This is a genomic window from Streptomyces sp. WY228, assembly GCF_019287315.1.
In the GTDB taxonomy this organism is placed as follows: Bacteria; Actinomycetota; Actinomycetes; order Streptomycetales; family Streptomycetaceae; genus Streptomyces; species Streptomyces caviscabies.
In genome coordinates, this window is the sequence record NZ_CP079114.1 from 7,085,448 (window position 1) to 7,110,642 (window position 25,195).

23 protein-coding genes are annotated in these 25,195 nt (G+C 74.0%); 12 read left to right on the plus strand and 11 right to left on the minus strand.

Features of this window, described 5'->3' with window-relative positions:
* The first annotated feature begins 29 nt into the window (after window positions 1-29).
* The 4 genes from KV381_RS31080 (at window position 30) to KV381_RS31095 (ending at window position 4,181) form a co-directional block, all read left to right on the plus strand.
* Complete coding sequence (locus tag KV381_RS31080) at window positions 30-1,445, plus strand: NAD(P)/FAD-dependent oxidoreductase (RefSeq protein ID WP_086779808.1); 1,416 nt, start codon at window positions 30-32, stop codon at window positions 1,443-1,445.
* 100 nt (window positions 1,446-1,545) lie between these two features.
* Window positions 1,546-2,082 (plus strand): O-acetyl-ADP-ribose deacetylase, encoded by a 537-nt coding sequence (locus KV381_RS31085; RefSeq protein WP_030083594.1) that lies wholly within the window; start codon window positions 1,546-1,548, stop codon window positions 2,080-2,082.
* A gap of 87 nt (window positions 2,083-2,169) precedes the next feature.
* Window positions 2,170-3,642 (plus strand): AlkA N-terminal domain-containing protein, encoded by a 1,473-nt coding sequence (locus KV381_RS31090; RefSeq protein WP_218786833.1) that lies wholly within the window; start codon window positions 2,170-2,172, stop codon window positions 3,640-3,642.
* A 20-nt stretch (window positions 3,643-3,662) separates the two neighbouring features.
* Window positions 3,663-4,181, plus strand: a complete 519-nt coding sequence (locus KV381_RS31095; RefSeq protein ID WP_373461218.1) for a methylated-DNA--[protein]-cysteine S-methyltransferase — start codon at window positions 3,663-3,665, stop codon at window positions 4,179-4,181.
* Between the two features lie 97 nt (window positions 4,182-4,278).
* Here the strand turns inward: KV381_RS31095 and KV381_RS31100 are convergent, their stop codons facing one another.
* Window positions 4,279-4,860 carry a TMEM165/GDT1 family protein gene (locus KV381_RS31100; protein ID WP_030083600.1) on the minus strand — a complete coding sequence of 194 codons (582 nt, stop codon included), beginning with the start codon at window positions 4,858-4,860 and terminating at the stop codon, window positions 4,279-4,281.
* 374 nt (window positions 4,861-5,234) lie between these two features.
* Here KV381_RS31100 and KV381_RS31105 point away from each other — a divergent pair, with 374 nt between their 5' ends.
* Window positions 5,235-5,639, plus strand: a complete 405-nt coding sequence (locus tag KV381_RS31105) for a (2Fe-2S) ferredoxin domain-containing protein (RefSeq protein WP_030083601.1) — start codon at window positions 5,235-5,237, stop codon at window positions 5,637-5,639.
* A 29-nt stretch (window positions 5,640-5,668) separates the two neighbouring features.
* On the opposite strand, the gene KV381_RS31110 is transcribed toward KV381_RS31105, so the two are convergent.
* The 7 genes from KV381_RS31110 to KV381_RS31140 all read right to left on the minus strand — a co-directional run bounded on the left by KV381_RS31110 (window position 5,669) and on the right by KV381_RS31140 (window position 14,696).
* Window positions 5,669-7,573, minus strand: coding sequence for a GAF domain-containing protein (locus tag KV381_RS31110; RefSeq protein ID WP_030083603.1), 1,905 nt, complete (start codon window positions 7,571-7,573; stop codon window positions 5,669-5,671).
* A gap of 97 nt (window positions 7,574-7,670) precedes the next feature.
* Complete coding sequence (locus KV381_RS31115) at window positions 7,671-9,059, minus strand: MFS transporter (protein ID WP_030083605.1); 1,389 nt, start codon at window positions 9,057-9,059, stop codon at window positions 7,671-7,673.
* Between the two features lie 92 nt (window positions 9,060-9,151).
* On the minus strand, window positions 9,152-9,949 hold the full coding sequence (locus KV381_RS31120) for a 3-hydroxybutyrate dehydrogenase (RefSeq protein WP_030083607.1): 798 nt from the start codon (window positions 9,947-9,949) through the stop codon (window positions 9,152-9,154).
* Between the two features lie 221 nt (window positions 9,950-10,170).
* Window positions 10,171-11,640 carry a 3-hydroxybutyrate oligomer hydrolase family protein gene (locus tag KV381_RS31125; RefSeq protein ID WP_256995183.1) on the minus strand — a complete coding sequence of 490 codons (1,470 nt, stop codon included), beginning with the start codon at window positions 11,638-11,640 and terminating at the stop codon, window positions 10,171-10,173.
* Window positions 11,641-11,717: 77 nt separating this feature from the next.
* Window positions 11,718-13,040 carry a PHB depolymerase family esterase gene (locus tag KV381_RS31130; protein WP_218786834.1) on the minus strand — a complete coding sequence of 441 codons (1,323 nt, stop codon included), beginning with the start codon at window positions 13,038-13,040 and terminating at the stop codon, window positions 11,718-11,720.
* A 194-nt stretch (window positions 13,041-13,234) separates the two neighbouring features.
* The gene (locus KV381_RS31135) at window positions 13,235-13,891 is read right to left on the minus strand and encodes a 3-oxoacid CoA-transferase subunit B (RefSeq protein ID WP_098025758.1); all 657 of its coding nucleotides are present in this window, start codon (window positions 13,889-13,891) and stop codon (window positions 13,235-13,237) included.
* Between the two features lies 1 nt (window position 13,892).
* Window positions 13,893-14,696 carry a CoA transferase subunit A gene (locus KV381_RS31140; RefSeq protein WP_098025759.1) on the minus strand — a complete coding sequence of 268 codons (804 nt, stop codon included), beginning with the start codon at window positions 14,694-14,696 and terminating at the stop codon, window positions 13,893-13,895.
* A 181-nt stretch (window positions 14,697-14,877) separates the two neighbouring features.
* On the opposite strand from KV381_RS31140, the gene KV381_RS31145 reads away from it, so the two are divergent.
* Window positions 14,878-15,078, plus strand: a complete 201-nt coding sequence (locus KV381_RS31145) for a type II toxin-antitoxin system VapB family antitoxin (RefSeq protein WP_030083617.1) — start codon at window positions 14,878-14,880, stop codon at window positions 15,076-15,078.
* Window positions 15,079-15,140: 62 nt separating this feature from the next.
* Here the strand turns inward: KV381_RS31145 and KV381_RS31150 are convergent, their stop codons facing one another.
* Window positions 15,141-15,638, minus strand: a complete 498-nt coding sequence (locus tag KV381_RS31150) for an NUDIX hydrolase (RefSeq protein WP_086779204.1) — start codon at window positions 15,636-15,638, stop codon at window positions 15,141-15,143.
* Window positions 15,639-15,768: 130 nt separating this feature from the next.
* Here KV381_RS31150 and KV381_RS31155 point away from each other — a divergent pair, with 130 nt between their 5' ends.
* Window positions 15,769-16,887, plus strand: a complete 1,119-nt coding sequence (locus tag KV381_RS31155) for a glycerate kinase (RefSeq protein ID WP_103537563.1) — start codon at window positions 15,769-15,771, stop codon at window positions 16,885-16,887.
* A 123-nt stretch (window positions 16,888-17,010) separates the two neighbouring features.
* Here the strand turns inward: KV381_RS31155 and KV381_RS31160 are convergent, their stop codons facing one another.
* Window positions 17,011-17,781 (minus strand): CdaR family transcriptional regulator, encoded by a 771-nt coding sequence (locus tag KV381_RS31160; RefSeq protein WP_030083620.1) that lies wholly within the window; start codon window positions 17,779-17,781, stop codon window positions 17,011-17,013.
* A gap of 245 nt (window positions 17,782-18,026) precedes the next feature.
* Here KV381_RS31160 and KV381_RS31165 point away from each other — a divergent pair, with 245 nt between their 5' ends.
* Genes KV381_RS31165 through KV381_RS31185 form a run of 5 tightly spaced genes read left to right on the plus strand, consistent with a single transcriptional unit; the run spans window position 18,027 to window position 22,938 of the window.
* The gene (locus tag KV381_RS31165; protein WP_086779902.1) at window positions 18,027-18,824 is read left to right on the plus strand and encodes an ABC transporter ATP-binding protein; all 798 of its coding nucleotides are present in this window, start codon (window positions 18,027-18,029) and stop codon (window positions 18,822-18,824) included.
* The gene (locus KV381_RS31170; protein ID WP_218786835.1) at window positions 18,821-19,621 is read left to right on the plus strand and encodes an ABC transporter ATP-binding protein; all 801 of its coding nucleotides are present in this window, start codon (window positions 18,821-18,823) and stop codon (window positions 19,619-19,621) included. Before KV381_RS31165 ends, KV381_RS31170 begins: the two co-directional genes overlap by 4 nt.
* Window positions 19,618-20,508: a branched-chain amino acid ABC transporter permease gene (locus KV381_RS31175; protein WP_030083623.1), complete on the plus strand. Its 891-nt coding sequence runs from the start codon at window positions 19,618-19,620 to the stop codon at window positions 20,506-20,508. Before KV381_RS31170 ends, KV381_RS31175 begins: the two co-directional genes overlap by 4 nt.
* Window positions 20,501-21,688, plus strand: coding sequence for a branched-chain amino acid ABC transporter permease (locus tag KV381_RS31180; RefSeq protein ID WP_086779901.1), 1,188 nt, complete (start codon window positions 20,501-20,503; stop codon window positions 21,686-21,688). The genes KV381_RS31175 and KV381_RS31180 overlap by 8 nt, the downstream gene beginning before the upstream one ends.
* The gene (locus KV381_RS31185; RefSeq protein ID WP_098025764.1) at window positions 21,685-22,938 is read left to right on the plus strand and encodes an ABC transporter substrate-binding protein; all 1,254 of its coding nucleotides are present in this window, start codon (window positions 21,685-21,687) and stop codon (window positions 22,936-22,938) included. The genes KV381_RS31180 and KV381_RS31185 overlap by 4 nt, the downstream gene beginning before the upstream one ends.
* Before the next feature lie 33 nt (window positions 22,939-22,971).
* Here the strand turns inward: KV381_RS31185 and KV381_RS31190 are convergent, their stop codons facing one another.
* Window positions 22,972-25,176, minus strand: coding sequence for a bifunctional serine/threonine-protein kinase/ABC transporter substrate-binding protein (locus KV381_RS31190; protein WP_218786836.1), 2,205 nt, complete (start codon window positions 25,174-25,176; stop codon window positions 22,972-22,974).
* Between the last annotated feature and the right edge of the window lie 19 nt (window positions 25,177-25,195).

Below are 25,195 nucleotides of genomic sequence, written 5' to 3' on the forward strand. Positions count from 1 at the left end.
CGCCCGCCGGCCGACGAAGGAGTCCCCAGGTGCCCTCGATGCTCGATGCGGTCGTCGTGGGGGCCGGGCCCAACGGGCTGACCGCCGCCGCCGAACTGGCCCGCAGGGGCTTCGCCGTGGAGGTCCACGAGGCGCACGACACCGTCGGCGGTGGCGCCCGCACCGAGGAGCTGACGCTGCCGGGGTTCCGGCACGACCCCTGCTCCGCCGTGCACCCCCTCGGGATCGGCTCGCCCGCGTTCCGGGCGATGCCGCTGGCCCGGCACGGACTGGAGTGGCTGCACCCCGAGGTCGACCTCGCCCACCCCTTCCCGGACGGCACCGCCGCCGCGCTCACCCGCTCCGTCGGCGAGAGCGCGATGTCGCTGGGGCCCGCCGACGCCGGGGCCTACCGCCGCCTCATGGCCCCTTTCCTCGGCCGCTGGGACACCCTGGCCGCCGACTTCCTGCGCACCCCCTGGGACGGCCTGCCCCGCGACCCGTACCGGCTGGCCCGCTTCGGGCTGCTCGGCCTCCAGCCCGCCACCTGGGTCTCCCGGCGCTTCCGGGGCGAGAAGGCGCGCGGCCTCTTCGCCGGGCTCGCCGCCCACGCCATAGCTCCCACCAGCGGCTTCGCCACCTCCGCCATCGCCCTCGTCTTCGCGCTCGCCGCCCACGAGAACGGCTGGCCGGTGCCGCGCGGCGGCTCCCAGGCGATCTCGGACGCCCTCGCCTCCTACCTCCGCGAGCAGGGCGGCACCATCCGCACCGGCAGCGAGGTCAAGCGGCTGGACGAACTCCCGCCCGCCCGCGCCTACATCTTCGACACCTCGCCCTCCGCGCTCGCCCGGATCGCGGGCCTCGGCTCCGCCTACAGCCACTACCGCTACGGCGCCGCCGCCTTCAAGATCGACTACGCACTGTCCGGCCCCGTTCCCTGGACCGCCGAGGAAGCGCGCCGCGCCGGCACCGTCCACATCGGCCCCACCGCCGGAGCCATCGACACCGCGCTGCGGGCCGCCGTCGAGGGCCGCGACCCCGACGCCCCCTTCCTCATCACCGCCCAGCCGAGCCTCACCGACCCCTCCCGGGCCCCCGAAGGGCGCCAGGTCTTCTGGGTGTACGGACATGTCCCGGCCGGCTGGGAGGGCGACGCCACCGACGTCATCGAACGCCAACTGGAGCGCTTCGCCCCCGGGTTCCGCGATCTGGTGCTCGCCCGCGCGATCTCGGGACCGCCTCAGCTCGCCGAGCGCAACGCCAACTACATCGGCGGCGACATCGCGTGCGGAGCCTTCTCGGGCCTGCAGACCCTCATCCGCCCCAAGCTCGCCCGCGTCCCGTACGCGACCGCGCACCCGGCGGTCTTCCTCTGCTCCTCGGCCACCCCGCCGGGACCCGGCGTGCACGGCATGTCCGGCCACCACGCCGCCAAGGCCGTATGGCGACGGCTGCGCGCCTCCTGAACGCCGCCGGCCGGTGCCGCGCCCGACACTGTCGCGGTTCGCGCCGCCCGGTCCGCCGGACCGGGCGGCGAAGGCCCCCGGCGCGCGGCATGATGTCCGCATGAGCACCTCTGTCTCTCCCGCCGTACGTCTGGTCCGCGGCGACATCACCGACCAGTCCGTGGACGTCATCGTCAACGCGGCGAACTCCTCGCTCCTCGGCGGCGGCGGAGTCGACGGCGCCATCCACCGGCGCGGCGGACCCGACATCCTCGCCGCCTGCCGTGAACTGCGCGCCTCGCACTACGGAAAGGGGCTGCCCACCGGGCAGGCCGTCGCCACGACCGCCGGACGCCTCGACGCGCAGTGGATCGTGCACACGGTCGGCCCGGTCTTCTCCGGCGCCCAGGACCGCTCCGCCCTGCTCGCTTCCTGTTACCGCGCATCCCTGCGCCTGGCGGCGGAGTTGGGGGCCAAGTCCATCGCGTTCCCGGCGATCTCCACCGGCATCTACGGCTGGCCGATGGACGACGGGGCCCGGATCGCGGTCCGCACGGTCCTGGCGGAGACCGTGGAGCCGGTCGAGGAGGTGCGCTTCGTGCTCTTCGACGCGCACGCGTACGTGGAGTTCGAGGAAGTCCTCGCGATGCGCGGCTGAACAGGCTCCCGGGGCGGCTCCGGCACCGTGAGGCCCATGTCGGATTTCCGCCAGCCAGGCCGCTGACCGGTGCACCATCCTGGAACCATGCACACCGACACCGAGCGCTGCGTGCGGGCCGTCCAGTCCAAGGACGCCCGCTTCGACGGCTGGTTCTTCACCGCGGTCCTGACCACCCGGATCTACTGCCGCCCCAGCTGCCCCGTCGTACCGCCCAAGGTCGCCAACATGACCTTCTACCCGAGCGCCGCCGCCTGCCAGCAGGCGGGCTTCCGGGCCTGCAAGCGGTGCCGCCCCGACACCAGCCCCGGTTCCCCCGAGTGGAACGCCCGCGCCGACTCGGTGGCCCGCGCCATGCGCCTGATCCGGGACGGGGTCGTCGACCGCGAGGGGGTGCCCGGACTCGCCGCCCGGCTCGGCTACTCCGCCCGCCAGATCGAACGCCAGCTGCTGGCCGAGCTGGGCGCGGGACCACTGGCCCTGGCCCGCGCCCAGCGCGCGCAGACCGCCCGCCTCCTCATCGAGACGACCGAACTGCCCATGGCACAGGTGGCGTTCGCCGCCGGTTTCTCCTCCATCCGCGCCTTCAACGAGACGGTCCGCGAGGTCTTCGCCCTGGCCCCCGGCGAGCTGCGCACCCGCGCCGCCCGGGGCCCGCGGGCCACCGCCGTACCGGGCGTCATCGCGCTCCGCCTGCCGTACCGGGCTCCGCTCAACCCCAGCAACCTCTTCGGCCACCTCGCCGCGACCGCCGTCCCCGGCGTCGAGGAGTGGCGCGACGGCGCGTACCGCCGCACCCTCACCCTCCCGTACGGGCACGGCGTCGTCGCCCTCGCCCCGGCCTCCGACCACATCGCCTGCCGGCTCTCCCTCACCGACCCCCGCGACCTCACCCGGGCCATCAGCCGCTGCCGCTGGCTCCTCGACCTGGACGCGGACCCGGTCGCCGTGGACGCCCAGCTGCGCACCGACCCGCTGCTCGCCCCGCTGGTCGACGCGGGCCCGGGCCGCCGGGTGCCCCGCACGGTGGACGGCGCGGAGTTCGCCGTACGCGCGGTGCTCGGCCAGCAGGTCTCCACCGCCGCCGCCCGCACCCACGCGGCCCGCCTGGTCACCGCCCACGGCGTCCCGGTCGAGGACCCCGAGGGCGGCCTGACCCACCTCTTCCCGACGCCGGAGGCGCTGGCGGGCCTGGACCCGGAGGCCCTGGCCCTGCCGCGCACCCGCCGCACCACCCTCACCACGCTCGTCGCCGCCCTCGCGGAGGACCGGCTGCGGCTCGGCACCGACACCGACTGGGAGCGGGCCCGCGCGGAGCTGGCCGCACTGCCCGGTTTCGGCCCCTGGACGGTCGAGTCCATCGCCATGCGGGCCCTCGGCGACCCCGACGCCTTCCTCCCCACCGACCTGGGCATCCGCCGGGCCGCCGAGCGCCTCGGGCTGCCGGCCACTCCCGCCGCCCTCACCGCACGGGCCGCCGGCTGGCGCCCCTGGCGGGCGTACGCCGTGCAGTACCTCTGGACGGTGGACGACCACCCCATCAACCACCTGCCCGCCTGAAGGAGAACCCCGTGACACCCCTGGCCCCCGCGCCCCCCACCAAGCAGCACACAGTGGTCGACAGCCCTTACGGCCCGCTGACGCTCGTCGCCACCGACGGCGTCCTCTCCGCCCTCTACATGACCGACCAGCGCCACCGGCCGCCCGAGGAGACCTTCGGCGTACCGGACCCGGAGCCCTTCGGGGAGGCGGTCCGGCAGCTCACGGAGTACTTCGCCGGGGACCGCACCGCCTTCGACCTCCCGCTGCACCTGCACGGCACCCCGTTCCAGCGGAGCGTCTGGGCGGAGCTGCTGAGGATCCCGTACGGCGAGACGCGTACGTACGGCGAACTCGCCGAGGAACTCGGCAAACCGGGCGCCTCACGGGCGGTCGGCCTGGCCAACGGCAAGAACCCGGTCGGGATCATCGTGCCGTGCCACCGGGTGATCGGCGCCTCCGGAAGCCTCACCGGATACGGCGGCGGCCTGGACCGCAAGCAGCGCCTCCTCGCGTTCGAGAGCGGCGGTACGGGGGAGGAGGCGCAGGCTCTCTTCTGAGCGCGGGCGGGGGAGTGGTCCCGGGCGCGGGCGGGGGCGTTCCGGAACCGGAACGCCCCCGCCCGACGCGTGCGCCGCGCACCGGACTCAGCCGGCCTCAGCCGGTGAAGATCTCCACGGCCGTCCAGACGGCGAGGCCCAGCATGCAGAGCCCGCCGATGCGCTGCACGGTCTTCAGCGGTACGCGCTTGGCGATGAACTTCCCCGCGAGCAGCGCCAGCGCCGAGACGGACATCAGGGCGGCGGCCGAGCCGAGCGCCGTGGACCAGGCGCCGTTGCTCGCCGCGAGGTTGGCAGTGGTGATCTGTGTCAGGTCGCCCCACTCGCTGATGAAGACCGCCATGAACGCGGTCGAGTAGACCGGCCAGAAGCCGGTCACGGTCTTCACCTCGGTTTCCTCGTCGTCCCCGCCGCTGCCGCGCAGCAGGAGGAACGCGCCGAGCGCGAAGAGCGAGGCCGAGACCAGCTTGACGATCCAGTCGGGCAGCAGGCCGATGAGTCCGCCCGCACCCACGGCGATGGCGACATGCACGATGAACGCGGACGACGTGCCGAACCACACATAGAGCGGCCGCATCCGCGTGCCCATGGCCAGCGACGCGAACATCGTCTTGTCGGGGAGCTCCGCGAGGAAGATCAGCCCGAAGGCGGTGATGATCGCCAGAGGGTCGAGGTGCATTCCGGGTGGCTTTCTGTTCGAGCCGGGCCCCGGATCTTCGCGAAGCGCCGCTCGGGCTCTTTCGGAGGACCACTCGGCCCGGCATGACGGCAGCGCCCACAGGACGTGGACGTGTCATACAGGACCGAAGGTCTCGCCCGCCCGTGGAGATCCCTTCGACAGGACTCACGAGCCCGGCCACCGGGAACCCGAAGGCTCCAGTATGTCGACGACCGGTTTGCGGGGCTACTCCCCTTCGCAGCCGTCAACGATACCCCACCCGGCCGGACGAGGGCGCTGGTGTTCGAGCCGTGGCCGCCTCGGTAGAGTCGTGATGATCACCCGTGCCACCGGTGGTCCCCTCCCCATCACCCACCGCGACGGGAAGTGCCCCCATGAGCCGCCGCTCCCGCAAGGACGTGCCCGCCCAGAGCGTCCCCCGGCCCACCGTCAGCGTCTGCCGGGGCTGCTGCTGCGGTACCGAGAAGATCCCCGGCGTCGACCACGCGGCCCAGCTGGCGCGGCTGCGCTCCGGCCTGGAGGGCGCCGCCACCGTACGGGCCGTCGACTGCCTGGACGCCTGCGAGCAGGGCAACGTGATCGTCGTGCAGCCCTCCGCCGAGGGCCGTCGCGCCGGGGGCCGGCCGGTCTGGCTGGGCCTGGTCAACGACGAGCACGCCGAGCAGGACATCGTGACCTGGGCGGCGGCGGGCGGCCCGGGCCTCGCGGACGCCCCGGACATCCTCGACCTGTACGTCTTCAAGCCCTCGCGCCGGGTCTCGGCGGGCCTGGACGGCTGAGAGCCCTCCCGCCGAAGGGACGCGGCCCCTCACAGGCCCCGGGTCAGCCGGTGGAGGCGCAGGGCCAGCTGGATCTCCAGCGTGCGGGCCGGTGTGTTCCAGTCCTGGCCGAGCAGCCGGCCGATGCGCTCCAGCCGCTGCACCACCGTGTTCACATGGACATGGAGCAGGGCCCTGGTCCGGGTGAGGCTCGCGCCCTCGGCGAAATAGGCGTCCAGCGTGGTGACCAGATCGGTGCCGCGCCGGCTGTCGTAGTCGAGCACGGGCCCCAGCGTCCGCCGGACATAGCCACCCAGGTCCGCCTGGTCGCCCAGGAGCACGCCGATGAACCCGAGGTCCGCGACGGCCCCGCCGCTCCCGGTGTGACCGAGGGCGCGCAGCGCGGAGAGGCAGCGGTCGGCCTCGTTGTGCGCGTGCGGCAGGTCGACCGGACCGGTGGCGGGGCCCGCCGCGCCGACCGTGACGGGGCAGCCGACCGCCTGGCCCAGCTCGGCGGCGAGCGCCTGCGCGGCCGGTCCCGGCTCCTCGGACGGCGCCACCAGGACGACGTGGTCGTGGTGCAGCCCGGCCAGACCGTTGCGGGCCTGCGCGCTCCGGGCGGTCGCGGCCAGCAGCCGGTGCCGGGGGGCCACCTCGCTGTGCGCGACGAACACACTGTGCCGGCGGGTCAGGTTGACGCCGAGGCGCCGGGCGCGGGCCGCCAGGGTGCCCGGGTCGCCGGTGCGTGAGAGCAGATCGCCCAGCAGCTCGCCCCGTACCCGGTCCTCCGTCTCGGCGACCGAGCGGCGCAGCAGCATCAGCAGCGCGGTGACGACGCTGGCGCGCTCGAACAGCAGCCGGTCGGCGTCCGCGAGCCCCGCCCGGCCGGTCAGCGCGATGGAGCCGAGGAGTTCGGGTCCGGCGAGGACGGCGCAGACCCAGGTGCCGCCCAGCGGAACGGCCCGGCCCCTGGCCCGCGAGGCGGACACGGCCGGGATCGGCTGCGGCAGCGGCTCGGTGCGGGCACGGGCCAGTTCCGCGCCGTCCGCGTCATGGATGAGGATCCCGCCGTCCAGGATGTCGGCGAGGGCCGCCGCCACGTCGTCGGCTCCGCCGCCCTGGAGCACGAGGTCGGTGAGCTGGTCGTGGGCCTCCTCGGCGCGGCGCATCGCCTCGCTGTGCGTCCGGATGGTCTCCGACGCGGCGTTGAGGTCGACCAGTGCGGCCCGGGTCTCCTCCAGCAGCCGGGCCCCGTCGATGGCGATGGCGGCGTGGTCGGCCAGCGAGGAGAGCAGCGCCACCTCGCCCGCGGTGAACTCGCGGGGGGCCCGGTCGGCCGCGTACAGCACACCGATGATGTGCGAGCCCAGCCGCAGCGGCACACCGAGGATCGCCCGCAGCCCCTCGTCCAGGACCGCGCTGTCGATGGTGGTGGTGTGGTGGAACCGGGTGTCGGCCTGGTAGTCGCCGGTCGCGTACGGGCGGGCGGTCTGGGCCACCAGTCCGCCCAGGCCCTCGCCCATGCCGAGCCGCACCCGCTGGAACGCCTCGGCCACCGACCCGTCCGTGACCCGCATATAGGTGTCGCCCGCGGTGTCGTCGTTGAGCGAGAGGTAGGTGACGTCGGTGCCGAGCAGCAGCTTCGCCCGGTGGACGATGGCCCGCAGCACGGCGTCCAGGTCGCGCAGGGCCGCCAGGTCGCTGGCGGTGTCGAACAGGGCGGTGAGCTGCGCCTCGCGCACCCGGTGCTGGCTGAGCGTGCGCCGGATGCGCAGCGCCACGGCGGCGGCCTCCGCGATCTCGGCCAGCTCGGCCGCGGAGGCTCCCGCCTGCCGGGCGGCGGTGGCGGGCCGGTCGAACTCCTCGGCCGCCGCACCTTGGGCCAGCAGGTCGAGGAGCCGGCGCAGGGCTGCCGCGGAGTGCTGGGGGCCGGGGGCTGTCACGCCGGTGAGCATACGGTGATCGCCTCCCGGGGAGGGCCGAGCGGGCAGCGGGGGTGTGTGCGTCTCCCGCGCGCCGTACGAGCGGTGCGGCGCGCGGGAGGGCGGGGGGTCAGCGGCCGAGCGGGACCGAGTCCTCGCGGGTGGCGGCCGGCGCGGCGGGGACCGAGGAGCCCAGGCCGTCCTTGGCCAGATCGCGGCCCCGGGTCTCCTTCGCGATCCACACCGTCACCGCGGTGACCAGGGCGGCGAAGCAGAGGTAGAGGGAGATCGGGACGGACGAGCGGTAGTCCTTGAGCAGTTCGACCGCGATGAGCGGGGCGAGCGCGCCGCCGATGATCGAGGCGAGCTGGGAGCCCATCGAGGCGCCGGAGTAGCGGACCTTCGTGTCGAACATCTCGGAGATGAAGGCCGCCTGCGGCCCGTACATCGCCCCGTGCAGCAGCAGCCCGACGGTGACCGACAGGACGATCACCGGGAAGGACCTGGTGTCCAGGAGCGCGAAGAAGCCGAACGCCCAGACGGCCATGCCGAGCGCGCCGATCAGGCTGACGGGCCGGCGGCCGATCCGGTCCGAGAGCGCGCCCCACAGCGGGATGGTGACGAAGTGGACCGCCGAGCCGATCAGTACGGCGTTGAGCGCGTCGCTCTTGGACAGCTCCAGGTGCACGGTCACATAGACCAGGAGGAACGCGGTGAGGATGTAGTACGAGATGTTCTCGCCGAAGCGGGTGCCGATGGCGAGGAGCACCTCGCGCCAGCTCCTGCGGAACACCTCGACGACCGGCGGCTGCTCCTTGACGCCCGCGGCGGCCTGCTCCTGCGCCTTCTTCTGCGCCTCCAGGAAGACCGGGGACTCCTCGACGGAGATCCGGATCCACAGGCCGAGCATCACGAGGACGCCGGAGAGCAGGAACGGGATGCGCCAGCCCCAGGCAAGGAAGGCCTCGTCGGACTGGACGGCGGCCAGCAGCGCCAGGACGCCGGTCGCGAGCAGATTGCCGCCGGGGGCTCCGGCCTGCGGCCAGGAGGCCCAGAAGCCGCGCCGCTCGTCACCGCCGTGTTCGGAGACGAGGAGGACCGCGCCGCCCCACTCGCCGCCGAGCGCGAAGCCCTGGACCAGCCGCAGGACCGTCAGCAGGATCGGAGCCCACACGCCGATGCTGGCGTGGGTGGGCAGCAGCCCCATCGCGAAGGTCGCGCCGCCCATCATCAGCAGGCTGATCACGAGGAGCTTCTTGCGGCCGATCTTGTCGCCGTAGTGGCCGAAGACGACGCCGCCGAGCGGACGGGCGGCGAAGCCGACCGCGTACGTCAGGAAGGCCAGCAGGGTGCCGACGAGCGGGTCGCTGCTGGGGAAGAACAGCGTGTTGAACACGAGCGCGGCGGCCGAGCCGTAGAGGAAGAAGTCGTACCACTCGATGGTGGTGCCGACGAGGCTGGCCGCGACGATCCGGCCGATCCGGCCGTTGCCGGGCGGGGCGGAGCTGGGGGAACCCATGGTGAGTCACCGCGTTTCGTTGGCAGGTGGGTCAGGGACGGGGGTGCGGGTGGTGCGCCCGGCTCCGGTGGGGACCGGAGGCGGGTGTGGGGTCAGTGGGCGCCCCAGCCCCCGTCGACGGGGAGCGAGGCGCCGGTGATGTACGAGGTGTGGGGGCCGCAGAGCCAGAGGCAGACGGCGGCGACCTCTTCGGGTTCGATCAGCCGCTTGATCGCGGAGCGGTCCAGCAGGATGCCGGCGACGACCTCCTCCGGGGCGATCCCGTGCGCGGCGGCCTGGCCCGCGATCTGGCCCTCGACCAGCGGCGTACGTACGTAGCCGGGGTTGACGCAGTTGCTGGTCACCCCGTGCGGGGCGCCCTCCAGCGCGGCCACCTTGCTCAGCCCCTCCATGCCGTGCTTGGCGGTGACGTAGGCGGACTTGAAGGCGCTGGCCCGCAGCCCGTGCATGCTGGAGACGTTGACGATCCGGCCCCACCCCTCGGCGTACATGTGCGGAAGGCAGTGGCGCATCAGCAGGAACGGGGCGCTCACCATCACCTTCTGGATCAGCTCGAAGCGGTCCGGCGGGAAGTCCTCGATGGCGGCCACGTGCTGCAGCCCCGCGTTGTTGACCAGGACGTCCACAGCGTCCGGCAGCGTCCCGATCGCCTCGGGGTCGGCCAGGTCCACGACGTGGGCCACGCCGCCGACCGCGGCGGCGGCGGACTTGGCGCTCCCGGCCTCGCGGTCGACGACATGGACCAGGGCCCCGGCCCCGGCGAGCGCCTCGGCGGTGGCCCGGCCGATGCCGCTGCCGCCGCCGGTGACGAGGGCGGTACGCCCCCTGAGGTCCACGGCCCCGGCCTCCGGCGCCGGGGAACCGGGCGCTGCGTGAAATTGGCTCGTCATGGCCGGAAACGCTAGAGACACTCCGCCGGGCCGCCCATGGCGTGGATCTCCACAGTGGGCGGGCGGGAAGTGGCGGACATCGCCACCCGCCGAACCCTGTGTGACGTGCGGGGCACCAGGGGCCACGGGGCGGACACCACGACGAAACCGGCGAAACGCACGGGACGGGGCCCTCCGGAGTGGAGGGCCCCGTCGGGGGCGGGCGAGCCGGCCGGCGGCCGCTACCCGTCCAGGCGGCAGCGGGCGAGCAGCTCGGCGGGAGAGGCGCCCTCCGGCAGCTTCAGGGTCCGGCTCGACGGCGGCCGCCCGCTCCCGTCCAGCCAGCGTTCCAGCGCGGCGGCCGCCGAACGGTGGCACGGCACGAGCGGCCGCAGCCGGTCGGGGAAGGCGTCGACGAGCGAGTCCACATGGGTGCCGCCCTCGACCCGGTAGTAGCGGTGGAGCGCGCCGCGGCCCTCTCGCCGCACCATCGAGGCGTACGCGTCCGAGGACACGGAGATCGGCAGCAGGACGTCCAGGGTGCCGTGGAAGCTGATCAGCGGCTTCCCGATCCGGCCCGTCAGGGCGATCCTCGCGACGGCGTCGCGGACCTCGGCCGGCCGTTCGGCGTAGCCGTAGTCGGCGTCGCACGCGGGCGTTCCCGGCGCGCAGAACGGCGTGCCGGCCTCGGTCGCGCCGTCGAACTCCGGGTCCAGCTCCTCCCGGTAGATCCGCTGGGTCAGATCCCAGTAGTACTGGTGGTGGTACGGCCAGAGGAACTCCGAACCCGCCGGGAATCCGGCGGCCGTCATGGCCCGGTGGGCCTCCTCGGCGTCCGCGCCCCCGGCCGCGTAGCGCGGATAGGCGCGGAGGGCGGGCGGCAGGAAGGTGAGGAGGTTCGGCCCATCGGCGGTCCAGAGCGTGCCTTCCCAGTCCACCCCGCCGTCGTACAGCCCGGGGTGGTTCTCCAGCTGCCAGCGCACCAGATAGCCGCCGTTGGACATGCCCATCGCCAAGGTGCGGGAGGGGAGGCGGTGGTAGCGCTGCGCGACGGTCAGCCGGGCCGCGCGGGTGAGCTGGGTGACGCGGGTGTTCCACTCGGCGATGGCGTCACCGGGGGCTGTGCCGTCCCGGTGGAAGGCGGCCGAGGTGTTGCCCTTGTCGGTGGCGGCGAACGCGTAGCCCCGGGCGAGCGCCCAGTCGCCGAAGGCCCGGTCGTTGGCGTACTGCTCGCGCACCCCCGGCGATCCGGCGACGACGAGGCCGCCGTTCCAGCGGTCGGGGAGCCGGATGACGAACTGGGAGTCGTGGTTCCAGCCGTGGTTGGTGTTGCCGGTGGAGGTGTCGGGGAAGTAGCCGTCGATCTGGATGCCCGGTACGCCGGTGGGTGTGGCCAGGCCCTCCGGCGTGAGCCCGGCCCAGTCGGCCGGGTCGGTGTGCCCGGACGTCACCGTACCTGCCGTCGTCAACTCCCTTAGGCAGTCGGTCTGTTGATGGGCGGCCCCGGGCACCCTCAGCAGGCCGGAGCGCGCGCAGTGACCGCCTTTGCCGGTGTCCGGCGACAGCGGGGCGGCGGCGGACGGGGCCGCCGTCCACGCCGTCAGCAGGGCCGCGGCGACGGCCGCCCCGCGCAGCCACCGGCCGCGGGCCGGACCACGCGGACGGTCGTGTCGTGATCCGGTGTGCCGGACTGCCGGTGGGGCGACTGGCATGGGCTGGGCCTCCGTCGATGAGCGGGTGAGTGGGCGAGCGGATGTGGGTACGTCGGTGTGTTGGAGAGTGAGGGGTGTCAGGGGCAGGTGCCGTCGGCGAGTACGTAGTGGCCCGGCGGTGACTCCTTGAGGGTGTGGGTCACGAAGGTGTTGTAGAGCCCCAGGTCCTGGCCGGAGCCCTTCGCGTACACCAGGCCGCCGGTGGTGGTGGCCCGCCCGGCGCGTACGTGCTCGTAGTTGCTGGACGTCCAGCAGGCGGCGGGTTCGGTGGGCGGGTCGACGGGCGGCTCCGGGGTGGTGGTGCCGTCGAGACCGAAGAACCGGATGATCCAGTAGGAGGAGCAGATCGAGTCGATGAAGTGCTGGGTGCCGGTGGCGCCGCACTGCTCCGCGCCGCCGCCCGGATCGACCGGAGTGCCGTGCCCGATGCCGGGCACCCGGTCGACCTCGACGACGCTCGCGCCGTCGGCCGCCAGATACTCGCTCCTGCGGGTGCTGTTGGGGCCGATGGTGGAGGTACGGTCCGGCGTCTGGCCGAGGCCGTGCACCGCGGTCCACTGGTCCCGCAGCTCATCGGCGTTCCTCGGGGCGACGGTCGCGTCGCCGTCCCCGTGCCAGATCGCCACCCGGGGCCAGGGGCCCGCGAAGCCGGGGTGCGCGTCCCGGACGGCCTGCGCCCACGCCGCCGGAGTGCGGTCCGCGCCGGGGCTCATACAGCCGAACGCCGAGACGACGTCGACTCCGCAGCCGTACGGGATGCCCGCGACGACCGCGCCCGCGGAGAACACGTCCGGGTAGGCGGCCAGCATGACCGACGTCATCGCCCCGCCCGCCGACAGACCTGTCACCTGGACCCGGCCGGTGTCCACCCCGTAGGCGGTCGCGGCATGGGCGACCATCTGCCGGATCGACGCGGCCTCGCCCTGGCCCCGCCGCGTGTCGCCCGGCTGGAACCAGTTGAAGCACTTGTTGGCGTTGTTGGCGGTGGTGGTCTCGGCGTAGACGACCAGGAATCCGTGCCGGTCGGCGAAGGTGTTCAGCCCGGAGTTGTCGGAGTAGAGCTGCGCGCTCTGGGTGCAGCCGTGCAGGGCGACGACCACCGGCGCGTTCGCGGGCAGGGCCGCGGGCCGGTACACGTACATGTTCAGGCCGCCGGGGTTGGCCCCGAACGCGGCGACGCGCTCCAGCGAGGCGGCCGCCCGGACCTCGGCGGCCACGGGGTCTGTCGATGCGGCCCCGGCGAGCCCCGGTCCCGCCAGCGCCGCCCCGGTGGCCAGGGCGACGACGGCGGCGAACCGGCGGACGGCACGGCTCCACCGCCCGCCCCGCCGCGCTCCGGGCGGCGGGGCGCCGGGCGGAGCCCCGAACGGAGCCGGGTGCGACGGCATGGCGTACGACATGGTGACCTCCCGTGGGACGGTGCACGGGATCGCCCGTGATCCCGTGACCCCGGCCGGGGCGCGCCGTGCGGCGGCGGTGCGGCCGAGGTGCGGTCACCGTAGGAAGCGGGCGGGAGGGCGGGTAATGGCGATGCCCGCCACAACCGGCCCGGGAGCCGGGGGCCACGACCTGTTGCCGGGAGTACGCCCGGCTGCTACGCGCGCACCGGTACCGGCTCGTGCGCCACGGTCAGCTCCGCCCCGGTCGCGGCCCGCACCTGATCGACCGTCACCCCGTCGGCCACCTCCCGCAGCAGAAAGCCCTCGGGGGTGACGTCGAGCACCGCGAGATCGGTGATGATCCGGTGCACCACGCCCCGCCCGGTGAGCGGCAGCGTGCAGGCGTCGAGCAGCTTGGGGGAGCCGTCGCGTGCCGTGTGTTCCGTCAACACGATGACGCGCCGGGCCCCGTGGACCAGATCCATGGCGCCGCCCATGCCCTTGATCACCTTGCCGGGAATCACCCAGTTCGCCAGATCGCCGGAGGCGGACACCTGCATCGCCCCCAGCACCGCGACGTCGATGTGCCCGCCCCGGATCATCGCGAAGGAGAGCGCGGAGTCGACACAGGACGCCCCGGACCGCAGCGTCACCGTCTCCTTGCCCGCGTTGATCAGGTCGGGCCTGACCTCGGACGCGTCGGGGTAGGGGCCGACGCCGAGGATGCCGTTCTCCGACTGGAACACCACCTCGACGCCGTCCGGCAGGTGGTCCGGGATGAGCGTCGGCAGACCGATGCCGAGGTTGACGTAGGAGCCGTCGGCCAGCTCCTCGGCGGCGCGGGCCGCCATCTGCGTACGCGTCAGCGGCATCTCAGACGGTCCCTTCGTGGGCGGTGGCGTGAGCGGCGGGGGCGGTGCGGACGGTACGGCGCTCGACGCGCTTCTCGGCGTGCGGGTCACCGGGGACGATGGGGACGACCCGCTGGACGAAGACGCCGGGCAGATGGACGTCGTCGGGGGCGAGTTCGCCGGGCTCGACGAGTTCCTCCACCTCCGCCACCGTGATGCGCCCGGCCATCGCGGCGAGCGGGTTGAAGTTGCGGGCGGAGGAGTCGAAGCGGAGGTTCCCGTGCCGGTCGCCCACGGCGGCGCGCACCAGCGCGAAGTCGGTGGTGATGCCCTCCTCCAGCAGATGCTCCCGCCCGCCGAAGACCCGGGTCTCCCGGGGCGGCGAGGCGACCGCGACGGAGCCGTCCGCGCCGTACCGCCAGGCCAGACCGCCCTCGGCGATCACGGTGCCCGCACCGGCCGGGGTGTAGAACGCCGGGATGCCCGAACCACCGGCCCGCAACCGCTCCGCCAGGGTGCCCTGCGGGACGAGCTCCACCTCCAGTTCGCCCTGGAGATACTGGCGCGCGAACTCCTTGTTCTCACCCACGTACGAGCTGGTCATCCGTGCGATCAGCCCCGCCCGCAGCAGGAGGCCCAGGCCCCAGTCGTCCACGCCGCAGTTGTTGGACACCACCCGCAGCTCACCGGCGCCCCGCTCCAGCAGCGCGTGGATCAGCACACCGGGTATCCCGCACAGCCCGAAACCGCCCACCGCCAGCGACGCTCCGCGCGCCACGTCCGCGACCGCGTCCGCCGCGTCGGCGACCACCTTGTCCCTGCTCATCCGCACACCTCTCGTCGCATCGGCTGCGACGAGACTAGGAACCCGCGACGGCCCACGACGATGGCGTCCGGCCACACATCGGGGCCGGGCCGGATGGTGGTCCCGCCCGCCCGGCGTCGCCCTTCCGGGAAAGCGGCGGGAAGCGGCCCACGCGCGGAACATGCCGGGGTAGGGTCCGCGCATGGCCAAGGTGACCGTCAGTCTGGATGCCGAACTCGTCGTCGAAGTCATGGTGCTCGCGGGGGTCGGGAACCCCCAGGACGCCGTCGAACTCGTGGTGCGGGACTACATCGCGCGCGGCCACCGCACCGAGGCCGTGGTCGCCGAGCGCGAGGGTGCGGCGCGCGACGTCGAGATCAAGCCGGACGCGCAGCAGGGCTGACCGCCCGCAGCCGCTTTCCCGCGACAACGCGACTTTCGCGGGAGTACGCGACCTTCGCGCGCCTACGCGACCGGCTCGCCGTCCTCCAGCTCCGCCGGTCCGCCGCCGGAGACCAGGACCGCCAGCGCCGCCCGAACCCGGTGACGGAGCGCGCCCAGCAGAAAGCCGTCCAGATCGGCGGGCGCCACCAGCTTCCAGGACAGCAGTTCCTCCTCCTGGAGCCGGATCGCCGCCAGCCGGGCGGCGGTCAGCACCCCGCCGTCGTACACGTACGCCACGATCGGCGGCCGGCCCACGCCCCGCACCCAGTCCACGGCGAGCAGCCGCCCCGGGGCCACGTCGAGGCCGATCTCCTCCGCCGTCTCACGCCGGGCGCCCTGCCGGGGGCCCTCGCCGGTCTCCGACTCGACCGTCCCGCCGGGCAGCGCCCAGCCCTCGCGGTAGTTCGGCTCGACGAGCAGGATCCGCCCTTCCACGTCACGGAAGAGCGTGGCGGCACCGGCCAGGACCCGGGGGAGCCCGGCGATGTACGCGGCGTAGTCGGCATCGTGAGTCGTCACGGCCGCCAGCGTAGTGGCACGGGTCCGGCCGTGGACGGCCATGGGCAGATCAGGGGTCGTGCGGATAGGGTCGGGGCGGCGCGACTGCCTGTTCGAAAGCAAGGGATGCAAGGTGACGGACGGAGCAGATGTGGAGACCGCGCGCGTGCTCGTCGCGGCGGACAAGTTCAAGGGCTCGCTCACGGCCGTACAGGTCGCGGAGCGGGTGACGGCCGGGCTGCGGCGCGTCGTGCCCGGCGTGCGGGTGGAGACCCTGCCGGTCGCGGACGGCGGCGACGGTACGGTCGCGGCGGCGGTGGCCGCCGGATTCGAGCGCCGCGAGGCGCGGGTGACCGGCCCCCTCGGGGAGCCGGTGACGGCGGCGTACGCGCTGCGCGGGTCCACCGCCGTGGTGGAGATGGCCGAGGCCTCGGGCCTCCAGCTCCTGCCCGACGGGGTGTTCGCCCCGCTCACGGCCACCACGTACGGCTCGGGCGAACTGCTGCTGGCCGCCCTGGAGGCGGGTGCCACGACGATCGTCTTCGGGGTCGGCGGCAGCGCCACCACGGACGGCGGCGCGGGCATGCTCGCCGCCCTCGGCGCCCGCTTCCTGGACGCGGACGGCAAGCCCGTCGGCCCCGGCGGCGGATCGCTCGCCGAGCTGGCCGAGGCCGACCTGTCCGGGCTCGACCCGCGCCTGGCGGACGTCGACCTGGTCCTGGCCAGCGATGTGGACAACCCGCTGACCGGGCCCAAGGGCGCCCCCGAGGTGTACGGGCGGCAGAAGGGCGCGAGCGAGGAGGACATCGCGGTCCTCGACGCGGCCCTGACGCACTTCGCCTCGGTGCTGGGCCCGGAGACGGCCGCCCTGCCCGGCGCGGGCGCGGCCGGCGGCATCGGTTACGGGGCGCTCGTCGCCCTCGGCGCCCGCTTCCGCCCCGGGATCGAGGTCATGCTCGACGTGCTGGGCTTCGCCCCGGCGCTCGCCCGGGCCACGCTGGTCATCACGGGCGAGGGCTCGCTCGACGAGCAGACGCTGCACGGCAAGGCCCCGGCCGGGGTGGCCGCCGCCGCCCGCGCGGCCGGGATCGAGGTCGTCGCGGTCTGCGGCCGCCTCGCCCTGCCCCTGGAGGCCCTGGAGAAGGCGGGCATCCGCCGCGCCTACGCCCTGGCCGAGCTGGAACCGGACCCGGCGGTGTCCATGGCCCAGGCCGGGCCGCTGCTGGAGCGGGCGGCACAGTCGCTCGCCCGGGACTTCCTGCTGCGCTGACGTCCGTACGACCCCGTACGGGGAGGGGCCCGGGACGACGACCCGGGCCCCTTCCCGTGGCGGCTGCCGGCGACCGGGCCCCTCGCCGAGCAGGGCCGTACCACCTCGACCGGCCCCGCCCCCTCAGCCCCCGCCCCCGGGACCCGGCGGCGCCGACGTCAGCCGGAGCACGTCCAGCGCCAGCACCAGGTCGACCAGCTCGCGCGGCCGGGACAGCGAGCGCGCGGTGAGCCGCTCCAGCCGCCGCAGCCGGTTGAACACCGTGTTGCGATGACACCCCAGCCGGGTCGCCGCCCGCCCCACCGAACCCCCGCACGCCAGCCACGCCTCCAACGTCTCCACCAGCAGTGACCGCTCCGCCGGTACGAGGGTCAGCAGCGGGCCGAACACCTCCGCCAGCAACCGGGTGGACAGCTCCGGGCGGCTCACCAGCAGGGCCGCCGGCAGCCGCTCGTCCAGCCGGACGATCTCCCGGCTGCCCGGCTCGCACGTCAGCAGCGCCGTACCCGCCAGCCGGCGCGCGGCGCCCAGCTCCGCCAGGGAACCCACCACCGGGCTCACACCCCCCGGCCCGGCGCCCAGCTCCCTGAGCCGCGCCACCGCCCGGGCCGGTCCCGCCGGGCCCAGCAGCACCACCGCGACCTCACGGGCCTCCTCCCGGCCCTCCGCCTCGCCCGGGGCGCCCTCGGCCCCGCCCCACCACCAGCGCGCGCCGTCCGCGTCCGGGCCCTCGACCACCGCCGCATCCGGCACCGGCGCGCCCAGCACCACCACCGCGTAACGCCCCCGTTCCGGCAGCCCGAGTCCGCGCGCCGCACGCGCCACCAGGTCCGGCCGCGCCCCGCCCGCCAGCAGCGGGCCGAGCAGCGCCCCGTACCGCGTTCCACGCCGCATCCGCCGCTCCGTCCCCGGGTCCGGGCGCACCTGACGACCGATGAGGATGCCACCGGCCGGAGGTGCGGGCGGCCGCCCGTCACCGCGTCTGTGCGCGTGCACAACGAGGCCCCGCGTTCGCTGGTCGCCCGCATCGAGTCGGTCCCGCCCCGTGGACGCACGTCCCGCCCGGTGCTGGTCTGTGGCACCACCCCCACGGACCAGCACGACACACGACACACGACAAGGCGGAAGGAGGAGGACGCATGGCAACGCTAGAGATCCGCGGGCTGTCCGTCGGCTACGGCCCGGTCCGGGCGCTGCGCGACATCTCCGTCGATGTGCCGGACGGCGGGATCACCGCCGTACTCGGCGGCAACGGCGCGGGCAAGACCACGCTGCTGCGGGCCGTGTCGCGGACCCTCGGCTTCCACCGCGGGACGGGCACCGGAACCATCCGGTTCGACGGCCGCCCCCTGGAAGGGCTGCGGCCCGCCCAGGTGGTGGCCGCCGGAGTGGTCCAGGTACCGGAGGGCCGGCAGGTCTTCGCCCGGATGACGGTGGCCGACAACCTGCGGGCGGGCGCCCTCGGGGCGCGCGGCGGACGCAAGGAGACGGGCGCCGCACTGGCCCGTGTCCACGAGCTGTTCCCGGTGCTCGCCGACCGCGCGCACCAGCGGGCCGGGCTGCTCTCCGGCGGCGAGCAGCAGATGCTGGCGATGGGCCGCGCCCTGATGGCGGGGCCCCGGCTGCTCCTGCTGGACGAGCCCTCGCTCGGCCTCGCCCCGCTGATGGCGGCCAGGATCGCCGAGACCGTCCAAGAGATCAACGCGAGCGGCACCTCCGTCATGCTCGTCGAGCAGAACGCGGCCATCGCGCTGCGGCTCGCCTCCACCGCGTACGTCCTCGACGTCGGCGAGGTCGCCCTGTCCGGGCCCGCCGAGGAACTCGCCGCCTCCGACGAGGTGCGCCGCCGCTATCTGGGCGTCGTCGACGAGGACGCGGCGGCGGACGCCGACCCGGCCGCCCGGACCCGGCGCACCCTGAGCAGGTGGTCCGCGTGACCACCACCGCCACGGACTTTGCGCACAGCACCACGGCCGCCCTCGCCGTCGAGGACGTCACCGTCCGCTTCGCCGGGCTCACCGCCCTGGACGGCGTCTCCTTCACCGTCGAACCCGGCAGCGTGCACGCCGTCATCGGACCCAACGGCGCGGGCAAGTCCACCTGCTTCAACGTCCTGTCCGGCGTCTACCGGGCCACCTCCGGACACGTCCGCCTCGGCGACACCGAACTCACCGGACTCCCGCCGCACGCCATCGCGGACCTCGGGGTCGCCCGCACCTTCCAGAACCTGGCGCTGCCCCCGCACGCGACCGTCGCCGACAGCCTCCTCCTCGGCCGCCACCGGCTGACCCGCTCCGGGTTCCTCGCCACCGGCCTGCGCCTGCCCTCCGCCGCCCGGGAGGAACGCCGCCACCGGGAGAGGGTCCGCGAGATCGCCGAATTCATCGGCCTGGCCGGTGAGTTGGAGCGGCCGGCGGGCTCGCTGCCGTACGGACAGCAGAAGCTCGTCGAGCTCGGCCGCGCCCTGTGCATGGAGCCGAAGGTCCTGCTGCTGGACGAGCCGATCGCCGGCATGACCGCGGACGAGCGCCGCCGCACCGCCGCCGTCGTGGCCGACGTACGCGACAGCCTCGGCATCTCCATCGTGCTGGTCGAGCACGACATGGGCGTCGTGATGCGGCTCGCGGACGCGGTGACCGTACTCGACTTCGGACGCAGGATCGCGGGCGGCACCCCCGCCGAGGTCCAGAACGACCCGGCCGTCGTCCAGGCCTACTTGGGAGCACCTCAATGACCACGTTCGTCGAACTCCTCCTCGGCGGCCTGTCGATCGGCTCGGTCTACGCCCTCATCGCGCTCGGCTTCGTCGTCATCTTCAAGGCCACCGAGGTCGTCAACTTCGCCCACGCGTCCCTGCTGTTGGCGGGCGGCTATGTCACCGCCGTGCTCCACGACGACATCGGGTTCTGGCCCGCGCTGCTCGTCGGCATCGCCGGGGCCGCGACTGTCGGGGCGGCCATCGAGTTCCTCGTGATGCGCCGCTACCGGGGCAGCGACCACAGCGTCCTGGCCATCGTCACCATCGGCGTCGACATCCTCCTGATCACCGAACTCACCCGCCGCATGGGCACGGACGTGCTCGCCCTCGGCGACCCGTGGGGCAACGAGGTCGTCCACGTCGGCTCCATCACGCTCGCCCAGACCCGCATTGCCGCGTTCCTCGCCGCCGGGCTGCTGATCACCGTGTTCCTGCTCGCCTTCCGCTACACCTCGTGGGGTGTGTCGATGCGGGCCGCCGCCGAGAACCCGCAGACGGCGGCGCTCATGGGCATCAAACTGGGCCGGGTCTCGCTCGCCGCCTGGGCGGTCGCCGGGGCGCTGGCCGCCGTCGCCGCGCTCTTCCTCACCGTGTTCCCGACCCCGGGCCTGGAACGCGCCACCTCGCTCGCCGCGCTCAAGGCGTTCCCCGCCGCGATCCTCGGGGGACTCGACTCCACCACCGGGGCGCTGGCCGGCGGACTCATCGTCGGCATCACCGAGTCGCTCGCCACCGGCTACCAGAGCGACCTCTCCTTCCTCGGCCGGGGCATCGGCGATCTGGCGCCCTACCTGGTGATGGTGGCCGTCCTGCTGATCCGGCCGGCGGGACTCTTCGGCACGAAGGAGCTGGCCCGTGTCTGACACCACCGTCGAAGCCCCCGCCGCGCCCGCTTCCGTCCGCGGTGGATCGGCGGGCGTCACCGACCGGCTGCGCAGCCCCCGTACGTACGCCGTCCTCATCGGCTCCCTGCTGCTCCTCGTCCTGCCGTTCTACCTGGACCGCTTCTGGCTCCAGGCCGGACTGTTCGCGATGGCGGCGGCGATCGGCGCCATCGGGCTCAACATGCTCACCGGCGCCACCGGCCAACTCTCCATGGGCCACGCGTTCTTCCTCGCCGTGGGCGCGTACGGCTACTGCGTCCTGGCGGGGGAGAGCAGTACCGAGAACGGGCACACGCTGACCGGACTCGGGCTGCCCACCTGGCTCGCCGCGATCCTCGCCGTGCTGCTCGCCGGAGCGGCGGGCGGGCTCTTCAGCCCCATCGCCGGCCGGCTGCGCGGCGCGTACCTCGGCATCGCGACGCTGGCGCTGATCTTCATCGGGCAGCACGTCCTGTTCAACGCGGGTTCGCTGACCGGCGGTTACAACGGCCGGGCGGTCCCGCCGCTGTCGCTGTTCGGCTTCACCTTCGACGACAGCGAACTCATCGTCGCCGCCGTGCCGTTCGGCTCCTCGGAGAAGCTCTGGTACGCGGGCCTGGCCGCACTCCTGCTGAGCGCGCTGTTCGCCCGGGGGGTGCTGCGCGGCAGGCCCGGACGGGCCATGAACGCCATCCGCGACCACCGGATCGCCGCCGGGGTGATGGGCGTGCCGGTGGCCCGCTACCGGGCCGGCGTCTTCGTCCTGTCCTCGATGTACGCGGGCCTCGCGGGCGTTCTGCTCGCCCTGGTCTTCCAGCGGACCGTGCCCGAGTACTTCGGCATGATCCTGTCCCTCGAATACCTCGCCATGATCGTCATCGGCGGGCTCGGCAGCGTCGCGGGCGCCGTGATCGGCGCCGCCTTCGTCTCGCTGCTGCCCCAGGTGTTCACGCACTACAGCGACTCCCTGCCGCTGGTCTCCGCCCCCGGTACGGGCGGTCTGGCACCCGGCGAGGCGTCCCGCTATCTGTACGGCGCCGCGGTGGTCGCGGTGGTCCTGTTCCTGCCCGGCGGCCTCGCCCGCCTCCGCCTCGCCCGTACGAAGAAGCCGAAGGCTCCGAAGAAACCGGCTGTTCCGAAGCAACCAGCGGCTCCGAAGAATCCAGGGGAGAAGTCATGAAACTGAGAGTGCTCACGGCCGTGGTCGCGACCCTCGCCGTCACCCTCGTCGGGTGCAGCGGCAAGGCGACCGACTCCAAGGCGAACGAGGAGGGCGAGGGCGGCCTCAAGACCGGCCCCGGGGTCTCCTCCTCGACGATCTCCCTCGGCGTGCTGACCGACATGACCGGCGTCTACGCCTCGCTCGGCAAGAGCGTCACCCAGGCGCAGCAGCTGTGGGTCAAGCGGACCAACGACGCGGGCGGCATCTGCGACCGGAAGATCGAACTGACGGTCCGCGACCACGGATACGACCCGCAGAAGGCGATCGCCGCGTACACCGAGCTGGAGCCGAAGGTGCTCGGCTTCGCCCAGTTCATCGGCTCGCCGTTCGTCGCCGCCGTCGAGCAGCGCGTCGACGGCCAGGACAAGGGCCTGGTGCTGCCGCAGGCCTGGTCGGCGAACCTGCTGGGCTCCCCGTACATCCGGGTCATCGGCGCCACCTACGACGTCGAGACGATCAACCTGATCGACTACCTCCTCGCCGAGAAGCGCATCGCGAAGGGCGACAGGATCGGTCACGTCTACTTCGAGGGCGACTACGGCGAGAACGCGCTCGTCGGCTCGAAGCACGCGGCGAAGGAGGCCGGGCTCACCGTCGTCGAGCAGAAGATCAAGCCGACCGACAACGACATGACGGCCCAGGTCGCCGCCCTCAAGCAGGCCGGGGTCAAGGCCGTGATCGTCAGCGCGGGTCCGCGCCAGGCGGCCTCGCTGGTCGGCGTCGCGACGGCCACCGGCTTCGATGTCCCGGTCGTCGGCAACAACTCGGCTTTCGCACCCCAGCTGTTGAAGACCCAGGCGGGCCCGGCCCTGCTCAAGGACTACTACGTCGCCGCCTCCACCCTGCCCATCGGCGACCCGGGCGACGGCCCGGCCAAGCTCGCCAAGGAGTACGCCGCCCAGTACCCGAAGGACGTCCTCGACAACGGCGTCGTCGCCGGTTACACGGCGGCCTCCCTGTTCGGCGAGGCCCTGTCGAAGGCGTGCGACGACAAGGACCTCACCCGCGAGGGCATCGACAAGGCGCTGCTCACGATCAAGGGGTACGGGACCGAATTCGGGGTGACGCACGACTTCTCGGACCCGAAGGCGCCGTCCACCCGCGAGAGCGTCATCATGAAGCCCGACGCGGGCGCCTCCGGCGGTCTGAAGGTGGTCCGGCCGGCCGAGGTCGCCGCGGCGGCCGAGTCCTTCACCGGCGGTTCCTGAGCCGGGCCGGGAGGTCTGACCGGGGCAGCCCGGTCAGACCTCCGTGCCGTCCATCCCGATGTACCGGAAGCGCCCCCGCTCCACGCGGTAGATGAAGACCCCGGTCCCGGTGTACATCCCGTTGGCCGACTCGAAGGCGTAGCTCTTGGACACGCCCTTGTACGAGGTCGTCCGCAGCGCGGGCAGCAGATCCTGCCGGCTGACCGTCTCCCGGCCCAGTCCCTCGGCGCAGGCGGCGATCAGCCCGACCGCGTCGTACGCCTCCGCGGCGAACAGCGGCGGCGCGCCGCCGAAGCGCCCCCGGTAGGCGGCGGCGAACGGGTGCACCGAGGGTACGGAGGCGGGGTCCGCGGCCGTCGAGACGACCAGCCAGCCCGCCGCGGCCTCGCCCGCCTCCGCCAGGAACCGCGGGTCGTGCACGGCCTGGGTGCCGATCTTCGGGCCCAGGAACCCGGCCCGGGTCAGCGACTTCGCGAACCGTCCGGCATCCCGCCAGCCGCCCCCGTACACCACAGCCCCCGGCCGCTTCGCGGCGATCCGCCCGGCCTCGGCGTCCAGGTCGCGGGTGCCTTCCCGTACGGTCTCCGCGAACACGGTGCGGCCGTTGCCGCGCAGCCCCGTGTCCAGGAAGCGGGTGGTCTGCCGGCCGTACTCGGTGCCGTCGTCGACCAGCGCGACCTGGTCGATCTCGTACGCCCCGAGGAACTGGGCCACCGGCAGCATCTGCATGTCGTTGCGCGGCCGGGCGCACAGGAAGATCCGGTTCAGGTGCCGGATGTCGCCGTCGACCACGCTGAGCAGCGGCAGCGCCGCCTCGTCGTACGCGACCAGCGCCTCCCGGGCCGCGTCCGTGCCGGTCGCCCCGATCGCGGCCACCAGGAGCGGGTCCTCGGCGAACCGGCGCACCGCCGCCTTCGCCCGCTCCTCGTCGCCCCCGTCGTCGACCGTGGTCAGCCGCAGCGTGAACGGCGCGTTCCCCCGGGCGTTGTGCTCCGCCACCGCGAGCCGCGCCGCCCGGTCCTGCCCCTTGCCGACGGCCGCCGACGGACCGCTGAGGTCGGCCTGGAGCCCGATGTGCAGCTCCGGGCGGGCCGCCTTCCCGTCGTCCTCCTCGCCCTTCCCGCCCGGGTCCTTGCCGTCGCCGGAGAAGCCCAGCCACGCGGCGGTCCCGCCCGTCGCCGCGAGGGCCGTGCCCCCGGCGACGTACGCGAGGAAGCGGCGACGGCCGACCGGGGCCGGAACGGCGGTCGTGTCCCGCCCGCCGGGCCCCGTACCGAGACCGGTGCCGGTGCCGGTGCCCGTGTCCGGGCCGCCGTCCAGGCCGGTGCCGGATCCGGCGTCCAGGCTCGTCGCGTCGATGTCGGGCAGCGCGAGCATCCGCGCCGAGCGCTCGGCGATCAGATGGGTGACCGGGCCGGGCAGCCAGCTGCCGCCCGACAGGTCCTCGGCGAACGCGCGCCGGATGTCCGCCGTCGTCGGACGGCCCTCGGGGGCCTTGGACAGGCACGCCTCGACGACCGGACGCAGCCCGGGCGGCAGCGCGCCCAGCTCCGCCGGGTCGTGCACCGTACGGAACAGCATCGCCTCCACCGGACCGGTGCCGAACGGCCGCCCGCCGGTGGCCGCGTACACCAGGACGCAGCCCAGCGAGAAGACGTCGCTCGCCGGACCGATCCGCCGGCCCTGCGCCTGCTCGGGCGAGAGGAAGCCGGGGGAGCCGACGATCACGTCCGTCGCGGTGAGGACGGTGTCGTCCAGGGCCCGCGCGATCCCGAAGTCGATCAGCCGGGGCCCGTCCAGCCCCAGCAGCACATTGCCGGGCTTGACGTCCCGGTGCACCAGCCCCGCCGCGTGGACGGCCTCCAGCGCCTCCGCCAGCATCGAGCCCAGCGCCCGCACCCCGCGTTCCGGGAGCGGCCCTCCGCCGCCGACCGCCTCGCTCAGGGCGGGCCCCGGCACGAACTCGGTGGCCAGCCACGGGGCCGGCGCCTCGGTGTCGGCGTCGACCACCGGCACCGCCCACCGGTTGCGCACCTGCCGGGCGATCGCCACCTCCCGCCGGAAGCGGGCCCGGAAGCCGGGGTCGTCGGCGTACTCCGCGCGGATCAGCTTGATCGCCACCAGCGCGCCGCCGGGCGACCGGCCGAGCAGCACCACACCCATGCCGCCGGCGCCGAGCCGGCCGAGGATGCGGTATCCGGCGATCCGTGCCGGGTCGGCGGAACGGAGCGGTTCCATCAGTGGTCAGTGCCTTTCG

Bases quoted from the DNA above. Each gene is read 5' to 3' on its own strand.
- KV381_RS31145 (WP_030083617.1), top strand. From the start codon at position 14,878: ATGGCCAAGGTGACCGTCAGTCTGGATGCCGAACTCGTCGTCGAAGTC.
- KV381_RS31135 (WP_098025758.1), bottom strand. From the start codon at position 13,891: ATGCCGCTGACGCGTACGCAGATGGCGGCCCGCGCCGCCGAGGAGCTG.
- KV381_RS31160 (WP_030083620.1), bottom strand. From the start codon at position 17,781: ATGCGGCGTGGAACGCGGTACGGGGCGCTGCTCGGCCCGCTGCTGGCG.
- KV381_RS31085 (WP_030083594.1), top strand. From the start codon at position 1,546: ATGAGCACCTCTGTCTCTCCCGCCGTACGTCTGGTCCGCGGCGACATC.
- KV381_RS31140 (WP_098025759.1), bottom strand. From the start codon at position 14,696: ATGAGCAGGGACAAGGTGGTCGCCGACGCGGCGGACGCGGTCGCGGAC.
- KV381_RS31105 (WP_030083601.1), top strand. From the start codon at position 5,235: ATGAGCCGCCGCTCCCGCAAGGACGTGCCCGCCCAGAGCGTCCCCCGG.
- KV381_RS31190 (WP_218786836.1), bottom strand. From the start codon at position 25,176: ATGGAACCGCTCCGTTCCGCCGACCCGGCACGGATCGCCGGATACCGC.
- KV381_RS31115 (WP_030083605.1), bottom strand. From the start codon at position 9,059: ATGGGTTCCCCCAGCTCCGCCCCGCCCGGCAACGGCCGGATCGGCCGG.
- KV381_RS31090 (WP_218786833.1), top strand. From the start codon at position 2,170: ATGCACACCGACACCGAGCGCTGCGTGCGGGCCGTCCAGTCCAAGGAC.
- KV381_RS31110 (WP_030083603.1), bottom strand. From the start codon at position 7,573: ATGCTCACCGGCGTGACAGCCCCCGGCCCCCAGCACTCCGCGGCAGCC.
- KV381_RS31120 (WP_030083607.1), bottom strand. From the start codon at position 9,949: ATGACGAGCCAATTTCACGCAGCGCCCGGTTCCCCGGCGCCGGAGGCC.
- KV381_RS31130 (WP_218786834.1), bottom strand. From the start codon at position 13,040: ATGTCGTACGCCATGCCGTCGCACCCGGCTCCGTTCGGGGCTCCGCCC.
- KV381_RS31125 (WP_256995183.1), bottom strand. From the start codon at position 11,640: ATGCCAGTCGCCCCACCGGCAGTCCGGCACACCGGATCACGACACGAC.
- KV381_RS31175 (WP_030083623.1), top strand. From the start codon at position 19,618: ATGACCACGTTCGTCGAACTCCTCCTCGGCGGCCTGTCGATCGGCTCG.
- KV381_RS31100 (WP_030083600.1), bottom strand. From the start codon at position 4,860: ATGCACCTCGACCCTCTGGCGATCATCACCGCCTTCGGGCTGATCTTC.
- KV381_RS31165 (WP_086779902.1), top strand. From the start codon at position 18,027: ATGGCAACGCTAGAGATCCGCGGGCTGTCCGTCGGCTACGGCCCGGTC.
- KV381_RS31185 (WP_098025764.1), top strand. From the start codon at position 21,685: ATGAAACTGAGAGTGCTCACGGCCGTGGTCGCGACCCTCGCCGTCACC.